The organism is Pseudomonas sp. GL-B-26 (assembly GCF_019947405.1).
GTDB lineage: Bacteria > Pseudomonadota > Gammaproteobacteria > Pseudomonadales > Pseudomonadaceae > Aquipseudomonas.
Genome location: NZ_JAGYGJ010000003.1, coordinates 196583 through 215980 on the forward strand (window position 1 = coordinate 196583; position 19398 = coordinate 215980).

Annotated in this window: 15 protein-coding genes; 10 read left to right on the top strand and 5 right to left on the bottom strand. The window is 58.7% G+C overall.

The features are described 5' to 3' along the window. Positions 1-45 precede the first annotated feature (45 nt). The 4 genes from KGB23_RS03480 to KGB23_RS03495 all read right to left on the bottom strand — a co-directional run bounded on the left by KGB23_RS03480 (position 46) and on the right by KGB23_RS03495 (position 4657). Positions 46-795, bottom strand: a complete 750-nt coding sequence (locus KGB23_RS03480; protein WP_046045828.1) for a FadR/GntR family transcriptional regulator — start codon at positions 793-795, stop codon at positions 46-48. Positions 796-1010: 215 nt separating this feature from the next. Further along, on the bottom strand, positions 1011-2738 hold the full coding sequence (locus KGB23_RS03485; RefSeq protein WP_223429882.1) for an ABC transporter ATP-binding protein/permease: 1728 nt from the start codon (positions 2736-2738) through the stop codon (positions 1011-1013). A gap of 97 nt (positions 2739-2835) precedes the next feature. Then, the gene (locus KGB23_RS03490; RefSeq protein ID WP_008148925.1) at positions 2836-3402 is read right to left on the bottom strand and encodes a response regulator transcription factor; all 567 of its coding nucleotides are present in this window, start codon (positions 3400-3402) and stop codon (positions 2836-2838) included. Next, positions 3395-4657 (bottom strand): ATP-binding protein, encoded by a 1263-nt coding sequence (locus KGB23_RS03495; protein WP_095129467.1) that lies wholly within the window; start codon positions 4655-4657, stop codon positions 3395-3397. Before KGB23_RS03495 ends, KGB23_RS03490 begins: the two co-directional genes overlap by 8 nt. A 377-nt stretch (positions 4658-5034) precedes the next feature. Here KGB23_RS03495 and KGB23_RS03500 point away from each other — a divergent pair, with 377 nt between their 5' ends. The 10 genes from KGB23_RS03500 to KGB23_RS03545 all read left to right on the top strand — a co-directional run bounded on the left by KGB23_RS03500 (position 5035) and on the right by KGB23_RS03545 (position 18664). Next, positions 5035-5751 carry an SIMPL domain-containing protein gene (locus KGB23_RS03500; protein WP_223429883.1) on the top strand — a complete coding sequence of 239 codons (717 nt, stop codon included), beginning with the start codon at positions 5035-5037 and terminating at the stop codon, positions 5749-5751. A 285-nt stretch (positions 5752-6036) separates the two neighbouring features. Further along, the gene (locus KGB23_RS03505; protein WP_223429884.1) at positions 6037-7638 is read left to right on the top strand and encodes an ABC transporter substrate-binding protein; all 1602 of its coding nucleotides are present in this window, start codon (positions 6037-6039) and stop codon (positions 7636-7638) included. Positions 7639-7897: 259 nt separating this feature from the next. Beyond that, positions 7898-9523: an ABC transporter substrate-binding protein gene (locus tag KGB23_RS03510; protein WP_150658778.1), complete on the top strand. Its 1626-nt coding sequence runs from the start codon at positions 7898-7900 to the stop codon at positions 9521-9523. Between the two features lie 309 nt (positions 9524-9832). Beyond that, positions 9833-11434 (top strand): ABC transporter substrate-binding protein, encoded by a 1602-nt coding sequence (locus KGB23_RS03515; protein ID WP_223429885.1) that lies wholly within the window; start codon positions 9833-9835, stop codon positions 11432-11434. Positions 11435-11607: 173 nt separating this feature from the next. After that, positions 11608-13020, top strand: a complete 1413-nt coding sequence (locus KGB23_RS03520; RefSeq protein ID WP_150658776.1) for an OprD family porin — start codon at positions 11608-11610, stop codon at positions 13018-13020. A 79-nt stretch (positions 13021-13099) separates the two neighbouring features. Continuing rightward, positions 13100-14695 (top strand): ABC transporter substrate-binding protein, encoded by a 1596-nt coding sequence (locus KGB23_RS03525; RefSeq protein WP_223429886.1) that lies wholly within the window; start codon positions 13100-13102, stop codon positions 14693-14695. A 74-nt stretch (positions 14696-14769) separates the two neighbouring features. Then, positions 14770-15780 (top strand): ABC transporter permease subunit, encoded by a 1011-nt coding sequence (locus KGB23_RS03530; protein ID WP_008148942.1) that lies wholly within the window; start codon positions 14770-14772, stop codon positions 15778-15780. 13 nt (positions 15781-15793) lie between these two features. Then, entirely contained in the window at positions 15794-16705 is a 912-nt protein-coding gene (locus tag KGB23_RS03535) for an ABC transporter permease subunit (protein ID WP_150658847.1), read from the top strand. A 10-nt stretch (positions 16706-16715) separates the two neighbouring features. After that, positions 16716-17684: an ABC transporter ATP-binding protein gene (locus KGB23_RS03540; RefSeq protein ID WP_223429887.1), complete on the top strand. Its 969-nt coding sequence runs from the start codon at positions 16716-16718 to the stop codon at positions 17682-17684. Beyond that, positions 17684-18664 carry a peptide ABC transporter ATP-binding protein gene (locus tag KGB23_RS03545; protein WP_095129475.1) on the top strand — a complete coding sequence of 327 codons (981 nt, stop codon included), beginning with the start codon at positions 17684-17686 and terminating at the stop codon, positions 18662-18664. Before KGB23_RS03540 ends, KGB23_RS03545 begins: the two co-directional genes overlap by 1 nt. A 182-nt stretch (positions 18665-18846) precedes the next feature. Here KGB23_RS03545 and KGB23_RS03555 read toward each other — a convergent pair whose 3' ends face one another. Then, the gene (locus KGB23_RS03555; protein ID WP_223429888.1) at positions 18847-19092 is read right to left on the bottom strand and encodes a hypothetical protein; all 246 of its coding nucleotides are present in this window, start codon (positions 19090-19092) and stop codon (positions 18847-18849) included. Between the last annotated feature and the right edge of the window lie 306 nt (positions 19093-19398).

Consider the following 19398-nt stretch of genomic DNA (forward strand, 5'->3'; position numbering starts at 1 on the left):
GCGAAAGCGGTCTGCCAGGCAATAAATCATCCGCAGACAGAAAACTTACCCCCGCTGAGCTTCTGCCTCTTCATGCGCATGGCGCAACCGCTCGCGGCTGTTCGTCAGATGTAAACGCATCGCCGCCCGCGCCGCATCCGAATCCTGGCGAGCAATCGCATCGTAAATCTCTTCGTGCTCACGGCTCAGACGATTCATGTAGTGCTGTTGGTCGTCATGGGCCAGACGCGCGGAGTTGAGGCGCGTACGCGGAATGATGCTGGTGCCCAGGTGGGTCATGATGTCGGTGAAATAGCGGTTGCCCGTCGCCAAGGCGATTTGCAGGTGGAACTGGAAGTCGGACGCCACGGCATCACTGGCATGGGAAACACTTTCATTCAATGCATCCAGCGCAGCTCGCATCAATGCCAGCTGCTCGGGGCTGCGGCGTTGCGCGGCAAGGCCGGCGGACTCCACTTCGAGGCTGATGCGCAGTTCCAGAATCGCCAGCACGTCACGCAGCGTGACCACGGTCGCCGGGTCGATACGGAAACCGCTCGGGCTTGGGGTGTCGAGCACGAAGGTGCCGATGCCGTGGCGGGTTTCAACCTGCCCCGCCGCCTGCAAACGGGAAATCGCTTCGCGCACCACGGTGCGGCTGACGCCATGGGCATCCATGATCGCCGACTCGGTGGGCAACTTGTCGCCACGCTTGAGGTGACCGTCGCGGATCTGCTCGGACAGCACCGTCACCAGTTCCTGAGCGAGGCTGCGGCGCTTGCGAGGGAGGCGTGGTGCGTCGATCGGGTTTTCCATGGTGAACGTCTTTCTCGAAAGTTGCGGCTGAAACCGCATCATAGCTCAACGCGGTTGTACGATCACCGTCGGTAAATACTATCCCTGTGGGAGCGGGCTTGGTCCGGGCGGCGTTCCGACGAAGGCGGAGTGTCAGACACCATCAATGCTAGATGTCAGACCGCTTTCGTCGGAACGCCGCCCGGACCAAGCCCGCTCCCACAGGGTTTGTGGTGTTATGCGGTCACGGTCTGGTCCACCAGATGCCCATTCTCGATACGCACATGCCGTGGATGGAAGCGCTTCAGGCTGCTGCGATGCCCGACGCTGACAATGCTCAATCCCGGAATTTCATCGATCAAGGTCTGATACAGCGACGCTTCGTCCTCCTCGTCCATCGCCGAGGTCGCTTCGTCCATGTACAGCCACTGCGGTGCGTACAGCAGCGCACGAGCGAAGGCCAGACGTTGCTGCTCACCCGGCGACAACATGCGCTGCCAGTGATTGGCTTCGTCCAGACGGGCAACGAGGTGCGGTAAACGGCAGGCTTCCAGCACATGAACGTAGTGCTCGTGCGGATACGTATCGCCCGGCTGTGGATAACTTAGCGCTTCACGCAACGTGCCAATTGGCAGATAGGGTTTTTGCGGCAGGAACAGATAACGCCCTGTCGGCAGACGAATACTGCCGTGGCCAGCGGGCCAAAGGTGCCCCATCGCTCGAAACAACGTGGATTTACCGCTGCCGGAGCGACCGCTGAGCATGACGCGCTCACCCTCCTCCACGGTCATGTCGGCGTTGCTCAGCAGGTGACGACCGTCGGCCAGATCGAGGCCAAGGTTATGCACCTTCAACGCCGAGCCATGGTTTTGCACATCAATCGCCGGCGCACGCTCTTCGTTGTCGGTCATGGCCTGGCGGAAACTCAGCAAACGATCACAGGTGGCGCGCCATTCGGCAAGGTCCTGGTACGCCGTGATGAACCAACTGAAGTTGTCCTGGACGTTAGCGAACGCCGAGTTGATTTGCATCAGCTCACCCAGCTCGATCTTGCCAGTGAAGTAACGCGGTGCGGCGACCATGAACGGGAAGATGACGGCGATCTGCTCATAACCGGACGTAAAGAAGGTCAGGCGCTTGGACACTTTCATGATGTCCCAGAAGTTGTGCCAGACCATCCCGAAACGGCTGCTCAAGCGGCGGTTCTCATTAGGCTCGCCGTTGTACAGCGCAATGCTTTCGGCATTCTCGCGAACCCGCACCATGGAGAAACGCAGGTCGGCTTCGAAGCGTTGCTGGTTGTTGTTGAGACCGATCAAGCGACGGCCGATCAAATGCGTCAGCCAACTGGCCACGGCGGCGTAAACCAGCGCGCACCAGAACATGTAACCGGGAATCGTGAAACCAAATACTTCGATACTGCCGGACACGCCCCACAGAATGATCGAGAACGATACGAGGCTGACAATGTTGCGAATCAACCCGAGCCCCAGGCCCAAGGTGTTGGTGGTGAATTTATTGAGGTCTTCGGAAATCCGCTGGTCCGGGTTATCGGTGTAACCGCCCTGCTCCAGCTGGTAGTAATTTTTGTTGTCGAGCCAACGGGCAAAATGCTTCTCGGTGAGCCAGGCCCGCCAGCGGATGGTCAGCATCTGGGTCAGGTAGAGCCGATACACCGCGCCAAGAATGGCCACCGCCGCAATGCCGCAGAAATACAGGATCAACTGCCAGAAGGCCGCTTCGTCCTTTTTCTGCAGGGCGTTGTAGAAGTCCTTGTACCAACTGTTGACCCACACCGAAATCGCCACGCTGAACAGCGACAGCGCGATTACCGCGATCAGCAACGTCCAGGCCTTGCCCTTCTCTTCGCTGCGCCAGTAAGGCGTGGTCATCGCCCAGACTTTGCGAAAAAACTGCCCGCGCACAGCATCGTTGACCGCGGAATATTCAGCGTTCTGATTCATGGATAAGGCTCGATAAAGAAAACAACACACACGAACCGATCATAGATGATCGGTTCGGTTTGTCGCGAGGAGCGGCCCGCATTCGTTCAGCGCAGGTTCAGCGACGAACGGGACGCTTCTGCAGTTTGCGCTGCAGCGTGCGGCGGTGCATGCCCAAGGCGCGGGCAGTGGCGGAGATGTTGCCTTCGTGCTCGGTCAGCACGCGCTGGATGTGTTCCCACTGCAGGCGATCCACCGACATCGGGTTTTCCGGCACCAGCGTGTCGAGATCGGCGTGCTCGGAGAGCAGCGCGGCCAGCACGTCATCGGCGTCCGCCGGTTTGCACAGGTAATTGCAGGCGCCGCGCTTGATCGCCTCGACGGCGGTGGCAATGCTCGAGTAACCGGTGAGGATCACTACGCGCATTTCCGGGTCCAGCTCAAGCAGCTTGGGCAACAGCACCAGACCGGAATCGCCGTCCATTTTCAGGTCCAGCGCGGCGTAGTCCGGCAGGTCGGCCTGAGCAATGGTCAGGCCTTCTTCGGCGGAACCGGCGGTGCTGACGCGAAAGCCACGGCGGGCCATGGCACGGGCCATCACCCGGGTAAACGTTGCGTCGTCGTCTACCAGCAGCAAATGCGGCAGTTCTTCGCCTTCGCCTTCGACTTGGATCTCGTCACTCATGTTCGTCTCCTCGGGCGACACGGGGCAGGCGCAGCTCGGTGAGCGTGCCGCCTTCCTCATGACTGTAGAGTTTCACTGAGCCGCCGGCGCGTGTCACGCTGGCCTTGCTCAAAAACAGGCCCAGGCCGAAACCTTTGCCCTTGGTGGTAAAAAATGGTTTGCCGATCTGCTCGGCGATGGCCAGCGGCACACCGGCGCCGTGGTCGCGAATGCTGATGGTCAGGTCCTCGGCATTCCAGTCCAGCGTCACTTGCAGCCCTTCGGGGCAAGCGTCGGCGGCGTTGTTGAGCAAATTCAGCAGCGCCTGGGTCAGGTCTGGCGGCGGCGCCATGCGCGGCACGGTCCCTTGGCCCAAGCGCTGGAAGCGATAACTGGCTTCCGGGCGCATCAGGTGCCAGCGGTTCAGGGCTTCGTCGAGCCAATCGGTGACGTCCTGCATTTCCACCGCCAATCGACGATTGGCCTCGGCGGCGCGCACCAGTTGCTGCAAGGTTTCTTTGCAGAGTTTGACCTGATCCTGCAGCACGCTCAGATCGTCCTGCAACATCGGGTCGTGATGGTCCTGACGCATTTCCTTGAGCAACACGCTCATGGTCGCCAGCGGTGTGCCCAGTTCATGGGCAGCACCGGCGGCCTGGGTGGCGACGGCCAGCAGTTGCTGATCGCGCAGGCCCTCTTCGCGACGAATGGCACGCAGTTCTTCCTGACGGCGCAGCTCTTCGGCCATGCGTGCCGCGAAGAAGGTGATGACCGCCGCGGCCAGGGCAAAACTCAGCCACATCCCGTAAACCTGCAGGTTTTCCCGAGCGATCGGGAAGGTTTGCAGCGGATAGAAGCGCGCCAGCAGGAGGGTGTACATCGTCAACGCGATACCGGACAGAATCACCGAATAACGCCACGGCAAGGTCACGGCGGCGATGGTCAGCGGCACCAGGTAATAAGAGACGAAAGGGTTGGTCGAGCCGCCGGAGAAATACAGCAAGGCACTGTGGATAAACAGGTCGCAAGCCAGTTGCACAGCGTATTCGAGTTCGGTAACCGGCCATGAGGTGCGCAGGCGAATCGCCGTGAACGCACACAGCAGCATCGAGCAACCGAGGGTCGCGGCCAGTTGGAACCAAGGCAGCGGCAGCAAGTCGAGCCAGTAGGCCAGGCCCACGGAACCGGCCTGAGCGGCCAACACCAATGTGCGGATGAACGTCAGCCGCCAGAGATTCTGGCGAGTTGCGGAAGTGATTTGAACGGGGGCGAGCATGAGCTCTCCTGATGAGCGCTCCAGGCGGATCGCACGGAGTATAACCAAGCACGGGGGCTGGCAGGCAAAAGTGCGGCAAACGGCCACAGGCCTTCAGGCAACACAAAGCCCTTGTAGCAGCTGGCGAAGCCTGCGTTCGGCTGCGAAGCGGTCATAAAACCTGAGACCTCATTCCTTCATGCAAAACGCGTCAGCCCAATGGCGACCGCTTCGCGCTCGAACGTCCGAACGCGGCCCGAACCTTCGGCAGCTGCTACAAGAGATCGCGTCGATCTGTATAGAAGTTGTAACTGTGCGAACCGGATCATAAAAGCTAGAGTCTGATGGTTTCACGCAGGCTCGGACCTTAACCCCTGCGCATCGTCCAAGGAGTTTTCATGCACAGTTTCCGCCGCAGCGCCGCCCTTCTTGCCCTCAGCGTTGGCGCCGTCGCCAGCCTCCCGGCCCTGGCCGCCGACGAACTTCATTACAACCAGATCGCCCTGCGTGCCGAAGTCAGTCAGGAAGTGGCCCGCGACCTGATGATCGTGACCCTCTACACCGAAGAACAAAACACCGACCCGGCCAAACTCGCCGCCGACGTCAGCACTACCATGAACAAAGCGCTGGCCCAGGCCAAACAGGTCAAGGAAGTCACCCTGCGCCAGGGCAGCCGCAACAGCTACCCGATCTACGACACCAAGGGCCAGAAAATCACCGGCTGGCGCGAACGCGCCGAACTGCGCCTGGAAAGCTCCGACTTCGCCGCGCTGTCGAAACTGACCGGCGAACTGCTCACCGACCTGAAAATGGGTGGCATGGACTTCGCCATCGCCACACCAACCCGCAAGGCCAGCGAAGATGCGCTGCTTAAAGAAGCCGTGACGGCTTTCAAGGCCCGTGCGCAATTGGCGACCGATGCATTGGGTGGCAAGGGTTACAAAATCGTTAGCCTGAACTTGAACAGCAACGGTTATCCACAACCGTACATGCGCGCGCCGATGATGATGAAAGCGGCGAGCATGGATGGAGCGCCGGTGACGCCGGAAGTTGAAGCTGGTACGAGTCAGGTCAGCATGACGGCGGATGGTTCGATTGAAGTGTTGATGCCTTGATTCGATAACCCGAACACAAAAACGGCGATCACCGAAGTGATCGCCGTTTTTTATGCCAGACCAAACCCCATCAGTTGTGTCCAACTTTTGGGGTGCAGACCAGAACGTGGGAACGATCAATCGAACACAGCAGAAAAATATTACTCGGCAATAAGGCCGCCAAGCCAACAACCCGCTTGAATATGCCGAGATAGAGGGGTCCCCCTCACAAACGGGTATTTCCGCGACTCCCGCCAACACCGCTACTCTCAGGAAAACACCACCGCACAAACCCTCGGGGACTCCATGGAAAGAACCACCGTCAAACCACTCCTGCTCGCTCTTGCCCTCGCAACAACCGCCCCATTGGCCCAAGCCGCCACCACCCTGGTCTACTGCTCCGAAGCCAGCCCCGCCGGCTTCGACCCCAGCCAATACACCAGCGGCACCGACTTCGATGCCTCGGCCGAAACCATCTTCAATCGTCTCACCCAATTCAAACGCGGCGGCACCGAAGTCGAACCCGGTCTGGCAACAAAATGGGAAGTATCCACGGACGGCCTCACCTACACCTTCCACCTGCGCGACGGCGTGAAGTTCCACACCACCGACTACTTCACCCCGACCCGCGACTTCAACGCCGATGACGTGCTGTTCACTTTCCAACGCCTGCTCGATCCAGAAAGTGCGTTCCGCAAAGCCTACCCCGCCGAGTCGCCGTACTTCACCGACATGGACCTGAACAAAACGATCAAGAGCGTCGACAAAATCGACGACCACACCGTGCGTTTCAGCCTGAACAACATCGACGCCGCCTTCATCCAAAACCTGGCCATGAGCTTCGCTTCGGTGCAATCCGCCGAGTACGGCGCGCAGTTGTTAAAAGAAGGCAAAGCGGCGGACATTAACCAAAAGCCGATCGGCACCGGCCCGTTCGTGTTCAAGCGTTATCAAAAGGATTCGCAGATCCGCTACGCCGCCAACAAGGCCTACTGGAAACCCGAGGACGTGAAACTCGACAACCTGGTGTTCTCGATCACCCCCGACGCCGCCGTACGCTTGCAAAAACTCAAGGCCGGCGAATGCCAGGTCAGCGGTTACCCACGTCCGGCAGACATCGAAGTCATGGAGAATGACCCGAATCTCACCGTACTCAAGCAAGCCGGCTTCAACCTCGGTTTCCTGGCTTACAACGTGACTCATCCACCGCTGGACCAGCTCAAGGTCCGCCAGGCGCTGGACATGGCCATCGACAAACCCGCGATCATCAAAGCCGTCTACCAAAGTGCCGGCCAACTGGCGCAGAACGCCCTGCCTCCTGCCCAATGGTCGTATGACCCGAGCATCAAGGACGCGCCTCACGACCCGACGAAAGCGAAGGCGCTACTGAAAGAAGCAGGGGTTGCACCCGGTACCACTATTAATTTGTGGGCCATGACCGTGCAACGCGCATCTAACCCCAACGCCCGGATGTCGGCGCAGATGATCCAGCAGGACTGGGAGAAAGTCGGGATCAAGGCCAACATCGTCAGCTATGAATGGGGCGAGTACATCAAGCGCGCCAAGAGCGGCGAACATGACGCGATGATTTACGGCTGGACCGGCGACAACGGCGATCCGGATAACTGGCTCGGCGTGCTCTACAGCTGCGCCGCGGTGAAAGGTAGCAACTACGCCAAGTGGTGCGACCCGGCGTACGACAAATTGATTCAGCAGGCCAAAGTGTCCACGGACAAACAGCAACGGATCAATTTGTACCAACAGGCACAACAAATCCTTAAGCAACAAGTACCTATCACACCGATTGCCAACTCGACGGTGTTCCAGCCGCTGCGCAAGGAAGTCACCGACTTCAAAATCAGCCCGTTCGGCCTCACACCCTTCTATGGTGTGGGTATAAATAAGTAACACCACGCTCCAACCGGGTGCGCCAGGCGCCCCGGCTGCCCTCTGTCGGTGCGCGATTTGCACTGAAAAAAACCTGCGCAAACGGTCAAATGCGCCTGATTTTATACAAATGCGACATTAAGGTACGTTCGTGCCACTGTTTAACGCCTGTGGTCGCTCCGGATCTTGCAATGGGTATGGCCCCTGCATAAGTATCCGCAGGCACGACTCACGAGGTCGTCCTCTAATTCCAAAAATGACAACAAATCATGAGGCCACCATGCTTAAACACGCGGTCATTCCGTTTTTAGTCGGCGCAGGCTTGTTAGCTAGCGCACCTTTCGCCCAAGCGGCGACTAACCTGGTGTTTTGCTCCGAAGGGAGCCCGGCCGGTTTTGATCCTGGTCAGTACACCACCGGAACCGACTTCGACGCCTCTGCAGAAACCATGTTCAACCGTTTGACTCAGTTCGAACGTGGCGGCACTGCTGTCATTCCTGGTCTGGCGACCAAGTGGGACATCTCCGATGACGGCCTGACTTACACCTTCCACCTGCGTGAAGGCGTCAAGTTCCATACCACCCCGTACTTCAAGCCGACTCGTGAGTTCAACGCCGACGACGTGCTGTTCACCTTTAATCGCATGATTAACAAGGATGATCCGTTCCGTAAGGCGTACCCAACCGAATTTCCGTACTTCACCGACATGGGGATGGACACCAACATCACCAAGATCGATAAAGTCGACGACAAAACTGTCAAGTTCACCCTGAAAGAAGTTGATGCCGCGTTCATCCAGAACATGGCCATGAGTTTCGCTTCCGTCCAGTCCGCCGAGTACGCCGCCCAGCTGCTGAAAGAAGGCAAAGCCGCCGACATCAACCAGAAGCCGGTCGGCACTGGCCCGTTCGTGTTCAAGAGTTACCAGAAAGACTCCAACATCCGCTACACCGGGAACAAGGACTACTGGAAGCCTGACGACGTCAAGATCGACAACCTGATCTTCGCCATCACCACCGACCCGTCGGTGCGTATCCAGAAGCTGAAGAAGAACGAGTGCCAGATCACTCTGTTCCCACGTCCGGCCGACCTGAAGGCTCTTCAGGAAGACAAGACTCTGAAAGTGCCTAACCAGGCTGGTTTCAACCTGGGTTACATCGCCTACAACGTGATGGACAAGATCAAGGGCAGCGATCAGCCGAACCCGATGGCCCAACTGAAAGTGCGTCAGGCACTGGACATGGCCGTCAACAAACAGCAGATCATCGATTCCGTTTACCAGGGTGCTGGTCAACTGGCCGTCAACGCCATGCCGCCAACCCAGTGGTCTTACGACACCACCATCAAGGATGCGCCGTACAACCCTGAGAAAGCCAAAGAGCTGCTCAAGGAAGCTGGCATCAAGGAAGGCACCGAGATCAACCTGTGGGCGATGCCGGTGCAGCGTCCGTACAACCCGAACGCCAAGCTGATGGCTGAAATGCTGCAGTCCGACTGGGCCAAGGTCGGTATCAAGGCCAAGATCGTGACCTACGAGTGGGGCGAGTACATCAAGCGCTCCAAAGGCGGCGAAAACGGCGCGATGCTGATTGGCTGGAGCGGCGACAACGGTGACCCGGACAACTGGCTGAACGTGCTGTTCGGCTGCGACTCTCTGCAAGGCAACAACTTCTCCAAGTGGTGCGACAAGAAGTTTGACGGCATCGTGAAAGAAGCCAAGCGCACGACCGATCAGTCCAAGCGCACCGAACTGTACAAGCAGGCGCAACACGTCCTCAAAGATGCCGTTCCAATGACACCTATCGCTCACTCGACGGTGTTCCAACCCATGCGCGACAACGTGCAGGACTTCAAGATCAGCCCGTTTGGCTTGAACTCCTTCTACGGCGTCAGCGTCAGCAAATAAGGTTTTGCAGCGGCGACGTTTTTGACGTCGCCGTTGTTTTATCTGCCGAGAAAGTAGGAAACCACCTACATCCAATTCCGCTGAGTATTACAGCAGCGGCGTCGGACGCGTTGCCTTTTCCTACGAGTCTTTAGGACTCTACGCATTTACTGCCAGACCCACGGCTCCTACCGTCGGGATCTGACCAGTTCGTGCGTGGGCTCTCGGTTTTTGCTGCCTGTCATGGCTTGAGATCAGTGATGCCTCCACGTCCCCGGACGAGGTGGCGGGTCATTGAAAAACACTTAGAGAAAGAGAAAAGGGAGCGTCATGCGCCATACCTTGGTTTTATCCGCATTGCTGGGCACCGGTCTGCTGGCCGCCACTTCCATCAGCCAGGCCGCCAATAACAGCCTGGTGTTCTGCTCCGAAGGCAGCCCCGCTGGCTTCGACACCGCGCAGTACACGACCGCGACCGACAATGACGCCGCCGAGCCGTTGTACAACCGACTGGCAGAGTTCGAAAAAGGCGCCACCAACGTCGTACCAGGCCTGGCCACTCGCTGGGATATTTCCGAGGACGGCCTCAAATACACTTTTCACCTGCGCGAAGGGGTGAAATTTCACACAACCAAATACTTCACGCCGACCCGTGATTTCAATGCCGATGACGTGCTGTTCACGTTCAATCGCATGCTCGATCCGCAGCAACCTTTCCGAAAGGCTTATCCGACCGAGTTCCCGTATTTCAACGGGATGAGCCTGAACAAGAACATCGCCAAGGTCGAGAAGACCGGGCCGCTGACCGTGCTCATGACGCTCAACAGCGTGGACGCCGCGTTCATCCAGAACATCGCCATGAGCTTCGCCGCCATCCTGTCCGCCGAATACGCCGACAAACTGCTGGCCGAAGGCAAGCCGAGCGACATCAACCAGAAGCCGATCGGCACCGGGCCGTTCGTGTTCAAGAGCTACCAGAAAGATTCCAACATCCGTTACACCGGCAACAAGCAGTACTGGGACCCGAACCGGGTCAAGCTTGAAAACCTGATTTTCGCCATCAACACCGATGCTTCGGTGCGGGTGCAGAAGCTCAAGGCCAACGAGTGCCAGATCACCCTGCACCCGCGCCCTGCCGACGTGACCGCGCTGAAGAACGACCCGACACTCAAGCTCATCGAGAAGCCCGGTTTCAACCTCGGCTACATCGCCTACAACGTGCGTCACAAGCCTTTCGACCAGCTCGAAGTGCGCCAGGCGCTGGACATGGCGGTGAACAAGCAAGGGATTCTCAACGCCGTCTATCAAGGTGCCGGTCAACTGGCGGTCAACGCCATGCCACCGACCCAATGGTCCTACGATGAGACCATTAAAGACGCCGCCTACAACCCGGAAAAAGCCAAGGAATTGCTCAAGGCTGCCGGTGTGAAGGAAGGCACTGAAATTACCCTCTGGGCCATGCCGGTCCAGCGCCCGTATAACCCCAACGCCAAGTTGATGGCCGAAATGCTCCAGGCTGACTGGGCAAAAATCGGCCTCAAAGTGAAGATCGTCAGCTACGAATGGGGCGAGTACATCAAGCGCACCAAGAATGGCGAGCACGACGTCAGCCTGATTGGCTGGACCGGTGACAACGGGGACCCGGACAACTGGCTCGGCACGCTTTACAGCTGCGACGCCATTGGCGGCAACAACTACTCCATGTGGTGTGATCCGGCTTACGACAAGCTGATCAAGCAGGCCAAGGTCGTCACTGACCGCGACCAGCGCACCGTGCTTTACAAACAGGCGCAACAGTACCTCAAGCAGCAGGTGCCGATTACGCCGGTCGCCCACTCGACGGTCAACCAGCCGTTGAGCGCCAAAATCGAAGGATTCAAGGTGAGTCCTTTCGGTCGTAACGTGTTCTCGGGCGTCAGCATAGAAAAATAACCGATTAGCCAGAAACGCTGGGGGCGCATTTCGCCCTCACGCAAGCGTATTGCCGTAATTCGTCAATTCGGCCTACAGCAAACGTTTGCGATGCCTTGTATGAGTTCCAAACCAAATAGCCGGATCACCAAAAAAGACCGGCATTAATAAAAGAAAGAAAGGAGCTTCACCCCATGAAACTGAGTAGCACCGCGTTATTGGCCCTGGCCATCAGCAGCGTAACCGCCTCGGCGTACGCAGAAACCCAAAGCCAGGAATTCACCCCGGTTACGGTCAACACCAAAAGCGCTCAAGCCGATGCAACAGGCTTTATCGAAGGCAGTACGGTCACCGGCACCACGCGTAACTGGTACGCCAACGAACAACTGAAACGTGGTGGCAAGTTCACTTACCGTAAAGACGGTGTAGCGACCCCGACTGATCGTCGTATCAACTGGCTCCAGGGCACCATCGTCAAGTACAACTCGGGCTTCACCGAAGGCACCGTGGGTTTCAGCACAGAAGTAGCGGCCTACAACGCCATTGCTCTGGAACGTGACCGCGAGAACCTGGCGTCCAACAACGGCGGCGCACCGGGCACGCGTCCAGGCGCGGGCAACAACCGTACCCTGACCAAAGAAGGCGGCGACGCTCAAGGTCAGTGGAGCAAAATCGGCCTGGCCAACGTCAAGGCCCGTGTCTCCAACACCACCCTGACCGCCGGCCGCATGAACTTCAGCAGCCCGCAAGTCGATGTGATCGGCAACCGTCCATTGCCTTCGAGCTTCGAAGGTGTGGCGATCCACAGCGAAGAGCTGAATAACCTGGCTTTCGACCTGGGGACCTTTGACCGCGTTTCGCCGCGTACCGAAGAAAGCCTGAGCAAATTCCGCTCCGAATACGGCGACTCCAACGCTGAAACCGATCACGTCAACACCGGCGGTATCACCTACCAGCCGTTCGCCAGCCTGACCACCAGCCTCTGGGGCACCCAGGCTGAAGACCTGTGGAACCAGTACTACTTCGGCGCCAGCCACGTGTTGGGTGACAGTTCGGTTTTGAGCCTGACCACCGGCCTGAACTACTACAAAACCGTCGACGAAGGCAAAAAACTGCTGGGCGAAATCGACAACCAAGCTGGCTCCCTGTCGTTCGGCCTGACTCACCAGGCTCACACCCTGAGCTTCTCGTACCAGGAAATTAACGGTAACGAGTACTTCGACTACCTGCACGAAACCAACGGCATCTACCTGGCCAACTCCCTGCTGTCGGACTTCAACGGCCCGAACGAGAAATCCTTCCAGATCGCCTACGGCCTGAACATGGCTGAATACGGCGTGCCAGGCCTGAAGTTCAACATCTACCAGGCGCGTGGCTGGGGCATCGACGGTACTCACTACACCGGTACCGCCTATGACGTGAAAAACATGGACGGCGAGACCCACTACGAATACGGCATCGGTTCTACGTACGCCATTCAGAGCGGCCCACTCAAGGCCACCACTGTTCGCGCGACCTACACCGCTCACCGCGCCAGTGAAAACCAGGGTGACGGCAGCATCAACGAGTTCCGTCTCGTGACCACCATCCCGTTCAACATCCTGTAATGCACCTGCCGAACGGCTGATTCAGTGACGAATCGGCCGTTCGGCTTTTGTCCTTTAACCGATTGCAGAGGGTTCTTTGATGAAAATGCTTCCCCTACGTGCGGCCATCGCGGCCGCGTTGCTGAGTGTCGCTGTTGGCGTCTCGGCCAAACCCCTGGTGGTCTGCACCGAAGCCAGTCCGGAAGGCTTCGATATGGTCCAGTACACGACTGCAGTCACAGCCGATGCGGTGGCCGAAACCATCTTCAATCGTCTGGCGGACTTCAAGCCTGGCACCACTGAAGTGATTCCGGCACTGGCCGACTCCTGGGACATCAGCGAAGACGGTCTGACCTACACGTTCCACCTGCGCAAAGGCGTCAAGTTCCACACCACCGAATACTTCAAGCCGACCCGCGACATGAACGCCGACGACGTGGTCTGGAGCTTCCAGCGTCAGCTGGACCCGAATCACCCGTGGCACAAACTGTCGAGCGTGGGCTTCCCGTACTTTGAAAGCATGGGCTTCAAGGAACTGCTCAAAAGTGTCGAGAAGATCGACGACAACACGGTCACCTTCACCCTGACCCGCCGCGAAGCGCCGTTCCTGGCCGACATCGCCATGGCCTTCTCCTCGATCTACTCTGCCGAATATGCTGACCAACTGCTCAAGGCCAACAAGACCGGCGACCTGAACAACAAGCCTGTCGGCACCGGCCCGTTCGTTTTCCAGCGTTACAACAAGGACGCTCAAGTCCGCTTCAAGGCCAACCCGGATTACTTCCGTGGCAAGCCACCGGCTGATTCGCTGATCCTGGCCATCGCCACAGACAACAACGTGCGCCTGCAAAAACTGAAAGCCAACGAATGCCAGATTGCGCTGTATCCCAAGCCAGATGACATCCCGAGCATCAAGAAAGACGCCAAACTGAGTGTCGATGAACTGAACGCGATGACGGTCTCGTACATCGCCATGAACACCTCGCACAAGTACATGAGCGATGTGCGCGTACGTAAAGCCATCGATATCGCCTTCGACAAGGCCGCATACGTCAACGCGCTGTTCGGCAAAGGCAATGCGACCGTGGCGGTCAATCCGTACCCGGACACCCTGCTGGGCTACAACCACGACCTGAAGAATCCGCCGCGTGATCTGGACAAGGCTCGCGCCCTGCTCAAGGAAGCCGGTGTACCGGAAGGCACCACATTCACCCTGTTCACCCGTAACGGAGGCGGTCCAACCAACCCGAACCCGATGCTCGGCGCACAGATGATGCAGGCTGACCTGGCCCAGGTCGGGATCAAGGTCGATATTCGCGTCATGGAGTGGGGCGAAATGCTCAAGCGCGCGAAAAACGGCGAGCACGACATGGTTTCTGCCGGATGGGCGGGCGATAACGGCGACCCGGATAACTTCCTGACGCCTATGCTCAGTTGCGAGGCCGCCAAAAACGGCGAAAACTACGCACGTTGGTGCAATGAAAAGTTCCAGGCGCTGATCGATGAAGCCCGGGCCAAAGTAAACCCGGCGGAACGCGCAGCGCTCTATGAGCAAGCCCAAGAAGTCTTTAACCAGGACCAGCCTTGGATCAGCATGGCGCACACCCGTATGTTCACCGCAATGCGCAACAACGTAGAGGGCTATCACATTAGCCCGCTCACCACTAATAACTTCGCCACCACCCAGGTGAAGTAGATAAGAAAACTCCCGGCGTCCCTGACCCCAGGGACGCCAGGCACGCCTAACCGGCTGATGAGGTACACCACAAGATGTTTAGTTTTATTGCCCGCCGATTGGGGTTATTGATCCCCACGTTCTTCGGCATCACCTTGCTGACTTTCGCGTTGATTCGCATGATTCCAGGCGACCCCGTGGAAGTAATGATGGGCGAACGTCGAGTCGACCCCGAAATGCATGCTCAGGCAATGGAACGCCTGGGGCTGAACAAACCCCTGTATGCCCAATACCTGGATTACGTTGGCAAACTGGCCCATGGCGACCTTGGCGAATCCCTGCGTACCCGTGAAAGTGTCTGGAGCGAATTCACTTCTCTATTCCCCGCGACCCTGGAACTGTCCATGGCCGCCCTGTTGTTCGCCGGCATCCTGGGCCTTCTGGCCGGGGTGATCGCGGCACTCAAGCGAGGATCCCTGTTCGACCACGGGGTGATGGGCGTCTCCCTGGCGGGATACTCGATGCCGATCTTCTGGTGGGGCCTGATCCTGATCATGTTCTTCTCGGTGTCACTGGGCTGGACCCCGGTGTCCGGGCGGATCGACCTGCTCTATGACATCGAGCCGCGGACCGGCTTCATGCTCATCGACACGCTGCTGGCCGATGACGTCGGTGCGTTCTTCGATGCCCTGCATCACCTGATCCTGCCGGCCATTGTGCTCGGTACCATTCCGCTGGCAGTGATCGCGCGGATGACCCGTTCTTCGATGCTCGAAGTGCTGCGTGAAGACTACATCCGTACCGCCCGCGCCAAAGGCCTGTCGCCGTCGCGCGTGGTGTTCGTTCACGGCCTGCGTAACGCGCTGATTCCGGTACTGACCGTGGTCGGCCTGCAAGTCGGCACATTGCTGGCCGGTGCGGTCCTGACCGAAACCATCTTCTCCTGGCCCGGCATCGGCAAATGGCTGATCGAAGCCATTGGCGCACGGGACTATCCCGTGGTGCAAAACGGCATCCTGTTAATCGCCTGCCTGGTGATTCTGGTCAACTTCGTGGTGGACATCCTCTACGGCTTTGCCAACCCACGCATTCGTCACCAGCGCTGAGATTATTATGACCATGACCACTTCAATTCCAGCGGTAGCAGTCGATCAAAGCCTGCTGTATCCGTCTCCATACAAAGAATTCTGGCAAGCGTTCTCCAAGAACAAAGGCGCCGTCGCCGGCCTGATGTTCATGCTGCTGGTAATTTTCTGCGCCCTGTTCGCCCCTTGGGTTGCGCCGCATAACCCGAGCGAGCAGTACCGCGACTTCCTGCTGACCCCGCCGTCCTGGCTGGAAGGTGGGCAAATCCAGTTCCTGCTCGGCACCGATGAACTGGGTCGCGACCTGCTGTCGCGGCTGATCCACGGTTCGCGCCTGTCCCTGCTGATCGGCTTGTCGTCGGTGGTAATGTCGCTGATTCCGGGCATCCTTTTGGGTCTGTTCGCCGGGTTCTTCCCGCGCTTGCTCGGCCCGACCATCATGCGTCTGATGGACATCATGCTGGCCCTGCCGTCTCTGCTGCTGGCAGTGGCAATTGTCGCCATCCTCGGCCCTGGCCTGATCAACACCATTATTGCCATCGCCGTGGTTTCGTTGCCGTCCTATGTTCGTCTGACCCGCGCCGCGGTGATGGGCGAACTGAACCGCGACTACGTGACTGCCGCGCGCCTGGCCGGTGCCGGTCTGCCACGCCTGATGTTCGTCACCGTGCTGCCTAACTGCATGGCGCCGCTGATCGTTCAGGCGACCTTGAGTTTCTCCTCGGCGATCCTCGATGCCGCCGCACTGGGCTTCCTCGGCCTTGGCGTACAACCGCCAACCCCTGAGTGGGGCACCATGCTGGCTTCGGCTCGCGACTACATCGAACGCGCCTGGTGGGTGGTAAGTCTGCCTGGTTTGACCATTTTGCTCAGCGTGCTGGCAATCAACTTGATGGGCGACGGCCTGCGCGATGCGCTGGACCCGAAACTCAAGAACGCCGCCTGAGGAGATTCAAATGTCACTGTTAGAAATCAAGAATCTCAACGTTCGCTTCGGCGACAAGAACGCCGTTCCGGTGGTCGACGGTCTCGACATTACCGTGGACAAGGGCGAAGTGCTGGCCATCGTTGGCGAATCGGGTTCCGGCAAGTCCGTGACCATGATGGCGCTGATGGGCCTGATCGAGCACCCGGGGATCGTCACCGCCGACGCCCTGAATTTCGACGGCAAGAACATGCTCAAGCTGAGCAACCGTCAGCGTCGGCAGATTGTCGGCAAAGACCTGGCGATGGTTTTCCAGGACCCGATGACCGCGCTGAACCCGAGCTACACCGTCGGTTTCCAGATCGAAGAAGTGCTGCGCCTGCACCTGAAAATGTCCGGCAAGCAAGCCCGCGCACGCGCCATCGAACTGCTGGAAAAAGTTGAAATCCCGGGCGCCGCCAGCCGTATGAATGCTTACCCGCATCAACTGTCCGGCGGCATGAGCCAGCGTGTTGCGATCGCCATGGCGATTGCCGGCGAACCGAAACTGCTGATCGCCGACGAACCGACCACGGCACTGGACGTAACGATTCAGGCGCAGATCATGGACCTGCTGTTGGCCCTGCAGAAAGAGCAGAACATGGGCCTGGTGCTGATCACTCACGACCTCGCGGTCGTGGCCGAAACCGCTCAGCGCGTGTGCGTGATGTACGCCGGCCAAGCGGTCGAAGTGGGTCAGGTGCCACAGCTGTTCGACATTCCGGCGCACCCGTACAGCGAAGCGCTGCTCAAGGCGATTCCGGAACACAGCCTGGGCGCCACCCGCCTGGCGACGCTGCCGGGCATCGTGCCCGGTCGTTATGACCGTCCGCAGGGTTGCCTGCTGTCGCCGCGTTGCCCGTATGTGCAGGACACCTGCCGTCAACAACGTCCAACCCTCGACCCGAAAAGTAACAGCCTCGCCCGCTGCTTCTACCCGCTGAATCAGGAGGTGGCGTAATGGCCGTCGTACTTACCGCCCGCGACCTGACCCGTCACTACGAAGTGTCCCGCGGCCTGTTCAAGGGCCATGCGACCGTACGTGCGCTTAACGGTGTGTCGTTCGAACTGGAAGCCGGCAAGACCCTCGCTGTCGTCGGCGAATCAGGCTGCGGCAAATCCACCCTGGCCCGTGCCCTGACGCTGATCGAAGAGCCATCCTCCGGCTCCTTGAAAATCGCCGGGCAGGAAGTCACCGGTGCCGACAAGGCTCAGCGCAAGCAACTGCGTAAAGACGTGCAGATGGTGTTCCAGAGCCCTTACGCGTCGTTGAACCCACGGCAGAAAGTCGGTGACCAGCTTGGCGAGCCGCTGCTGATCAACACCAACCTTTCCGCCGCCGAACGTCGCGAGAAAGTCCAGGCGATGATGAAGCAGGTGGGCTTGCGTCCCGAGCACTACCAGCGTTATCCGCACATGTTCTCTGGTGGTCAGCGTCAGCGGATCGCTTTGGCCCGCGCAATGATGCTGCAACCAAAAGTGCTGGTCGCGGATGAGCCGACCTCGGCGCTGGACGTGTCGATTCAAGCGCAGGTGCTGAACCTGTTCATGGACTTGCAGCAAGAGTTCAACACCGCTTACGTGTTCATCTCCCACAACCTGGCGGTGGTGCAACACGTCGCCGATGACGTGATGGTGATGTACCTCGGTCGCCCGGTGGAAATGGGTCCGAAGAACGACATCTATGAGCGTCCTCTGCACCCGTACACCCAGGCGCTGCTGTCGGCCACCCCGACCATTCACCCGGACCCGAACAAGCCGAAAATCAAGATCGTCGGCGAATTGCCCAACCCGCTGAACCCGCCGTCCGGCTGCGCTTTCCACAAGCGCTGCCCGTACGCGACCGAGCGCTGCAGCACGGAAGAACCGCTCCTGCGCCTGGTCGACACCCGCCAGGTGGCTTGCCACTATGCCGAGCAGTTCCTCGACGGCGCGGCATAAAAATGTGGGAGCGGGCTTGCTCGCGAAAGCGGTGTGTCATTCAACAGTGATGTCGCCTGACACGGCCTCTTCGCGAGCAAGCCCGCTCCCACAGGGTTTGCGGCGTTCGTACTAGTTGACCACACCCCTTCTACCTGGGCTGCGCATCAGTCCGGCAGGAGGGGTTTTCTTTTGCCTGTCATTTAAGCCCCGGCTTCGTCGTCGCTGTCCGGTTCCTCGGTGGTCGAGTCGTCATCGTCCGCGCTGCCGCCCTGCCCCTGATCACCGGGCTCCGATTCGGATTTGGCGATCATCAGTTCGCCATGCCCACCCAGCCCGCTCGACGCCTGCGTCTCGTGATCCTCACACTCGGCCAACGCCGCCGCACTGCCGAGAGACAGCATCACCAACACCTTCAATAGCAATACAACGCGTAGCAACCTGTTCATAGCCGATTCCATCCTTTCGCAGGTGAAGCTTCAGTGCCTGACTGGCGCCAAGTGAAATTTAGTTCCGATCAGCCAGATTCTCCAGATAGGACGCTAACGAATAGACGGAATGCCGTTTGTGGGGAGATTGGTTTTGAATAGGGGTTATGCCGAAAAGATCAAAAGATCGCAGCCTACGGTGTAGTGGTTCAGTTTTTTTGAACCGCTCTGTAGGAGCATTAAGCCGCTTGCTGCTCAAACAGCGCAGGCGGCAGGTGGTTCGAAGCGGAATGGCAACGGCGATGGTTGTAATGTGAGATGAAGCCC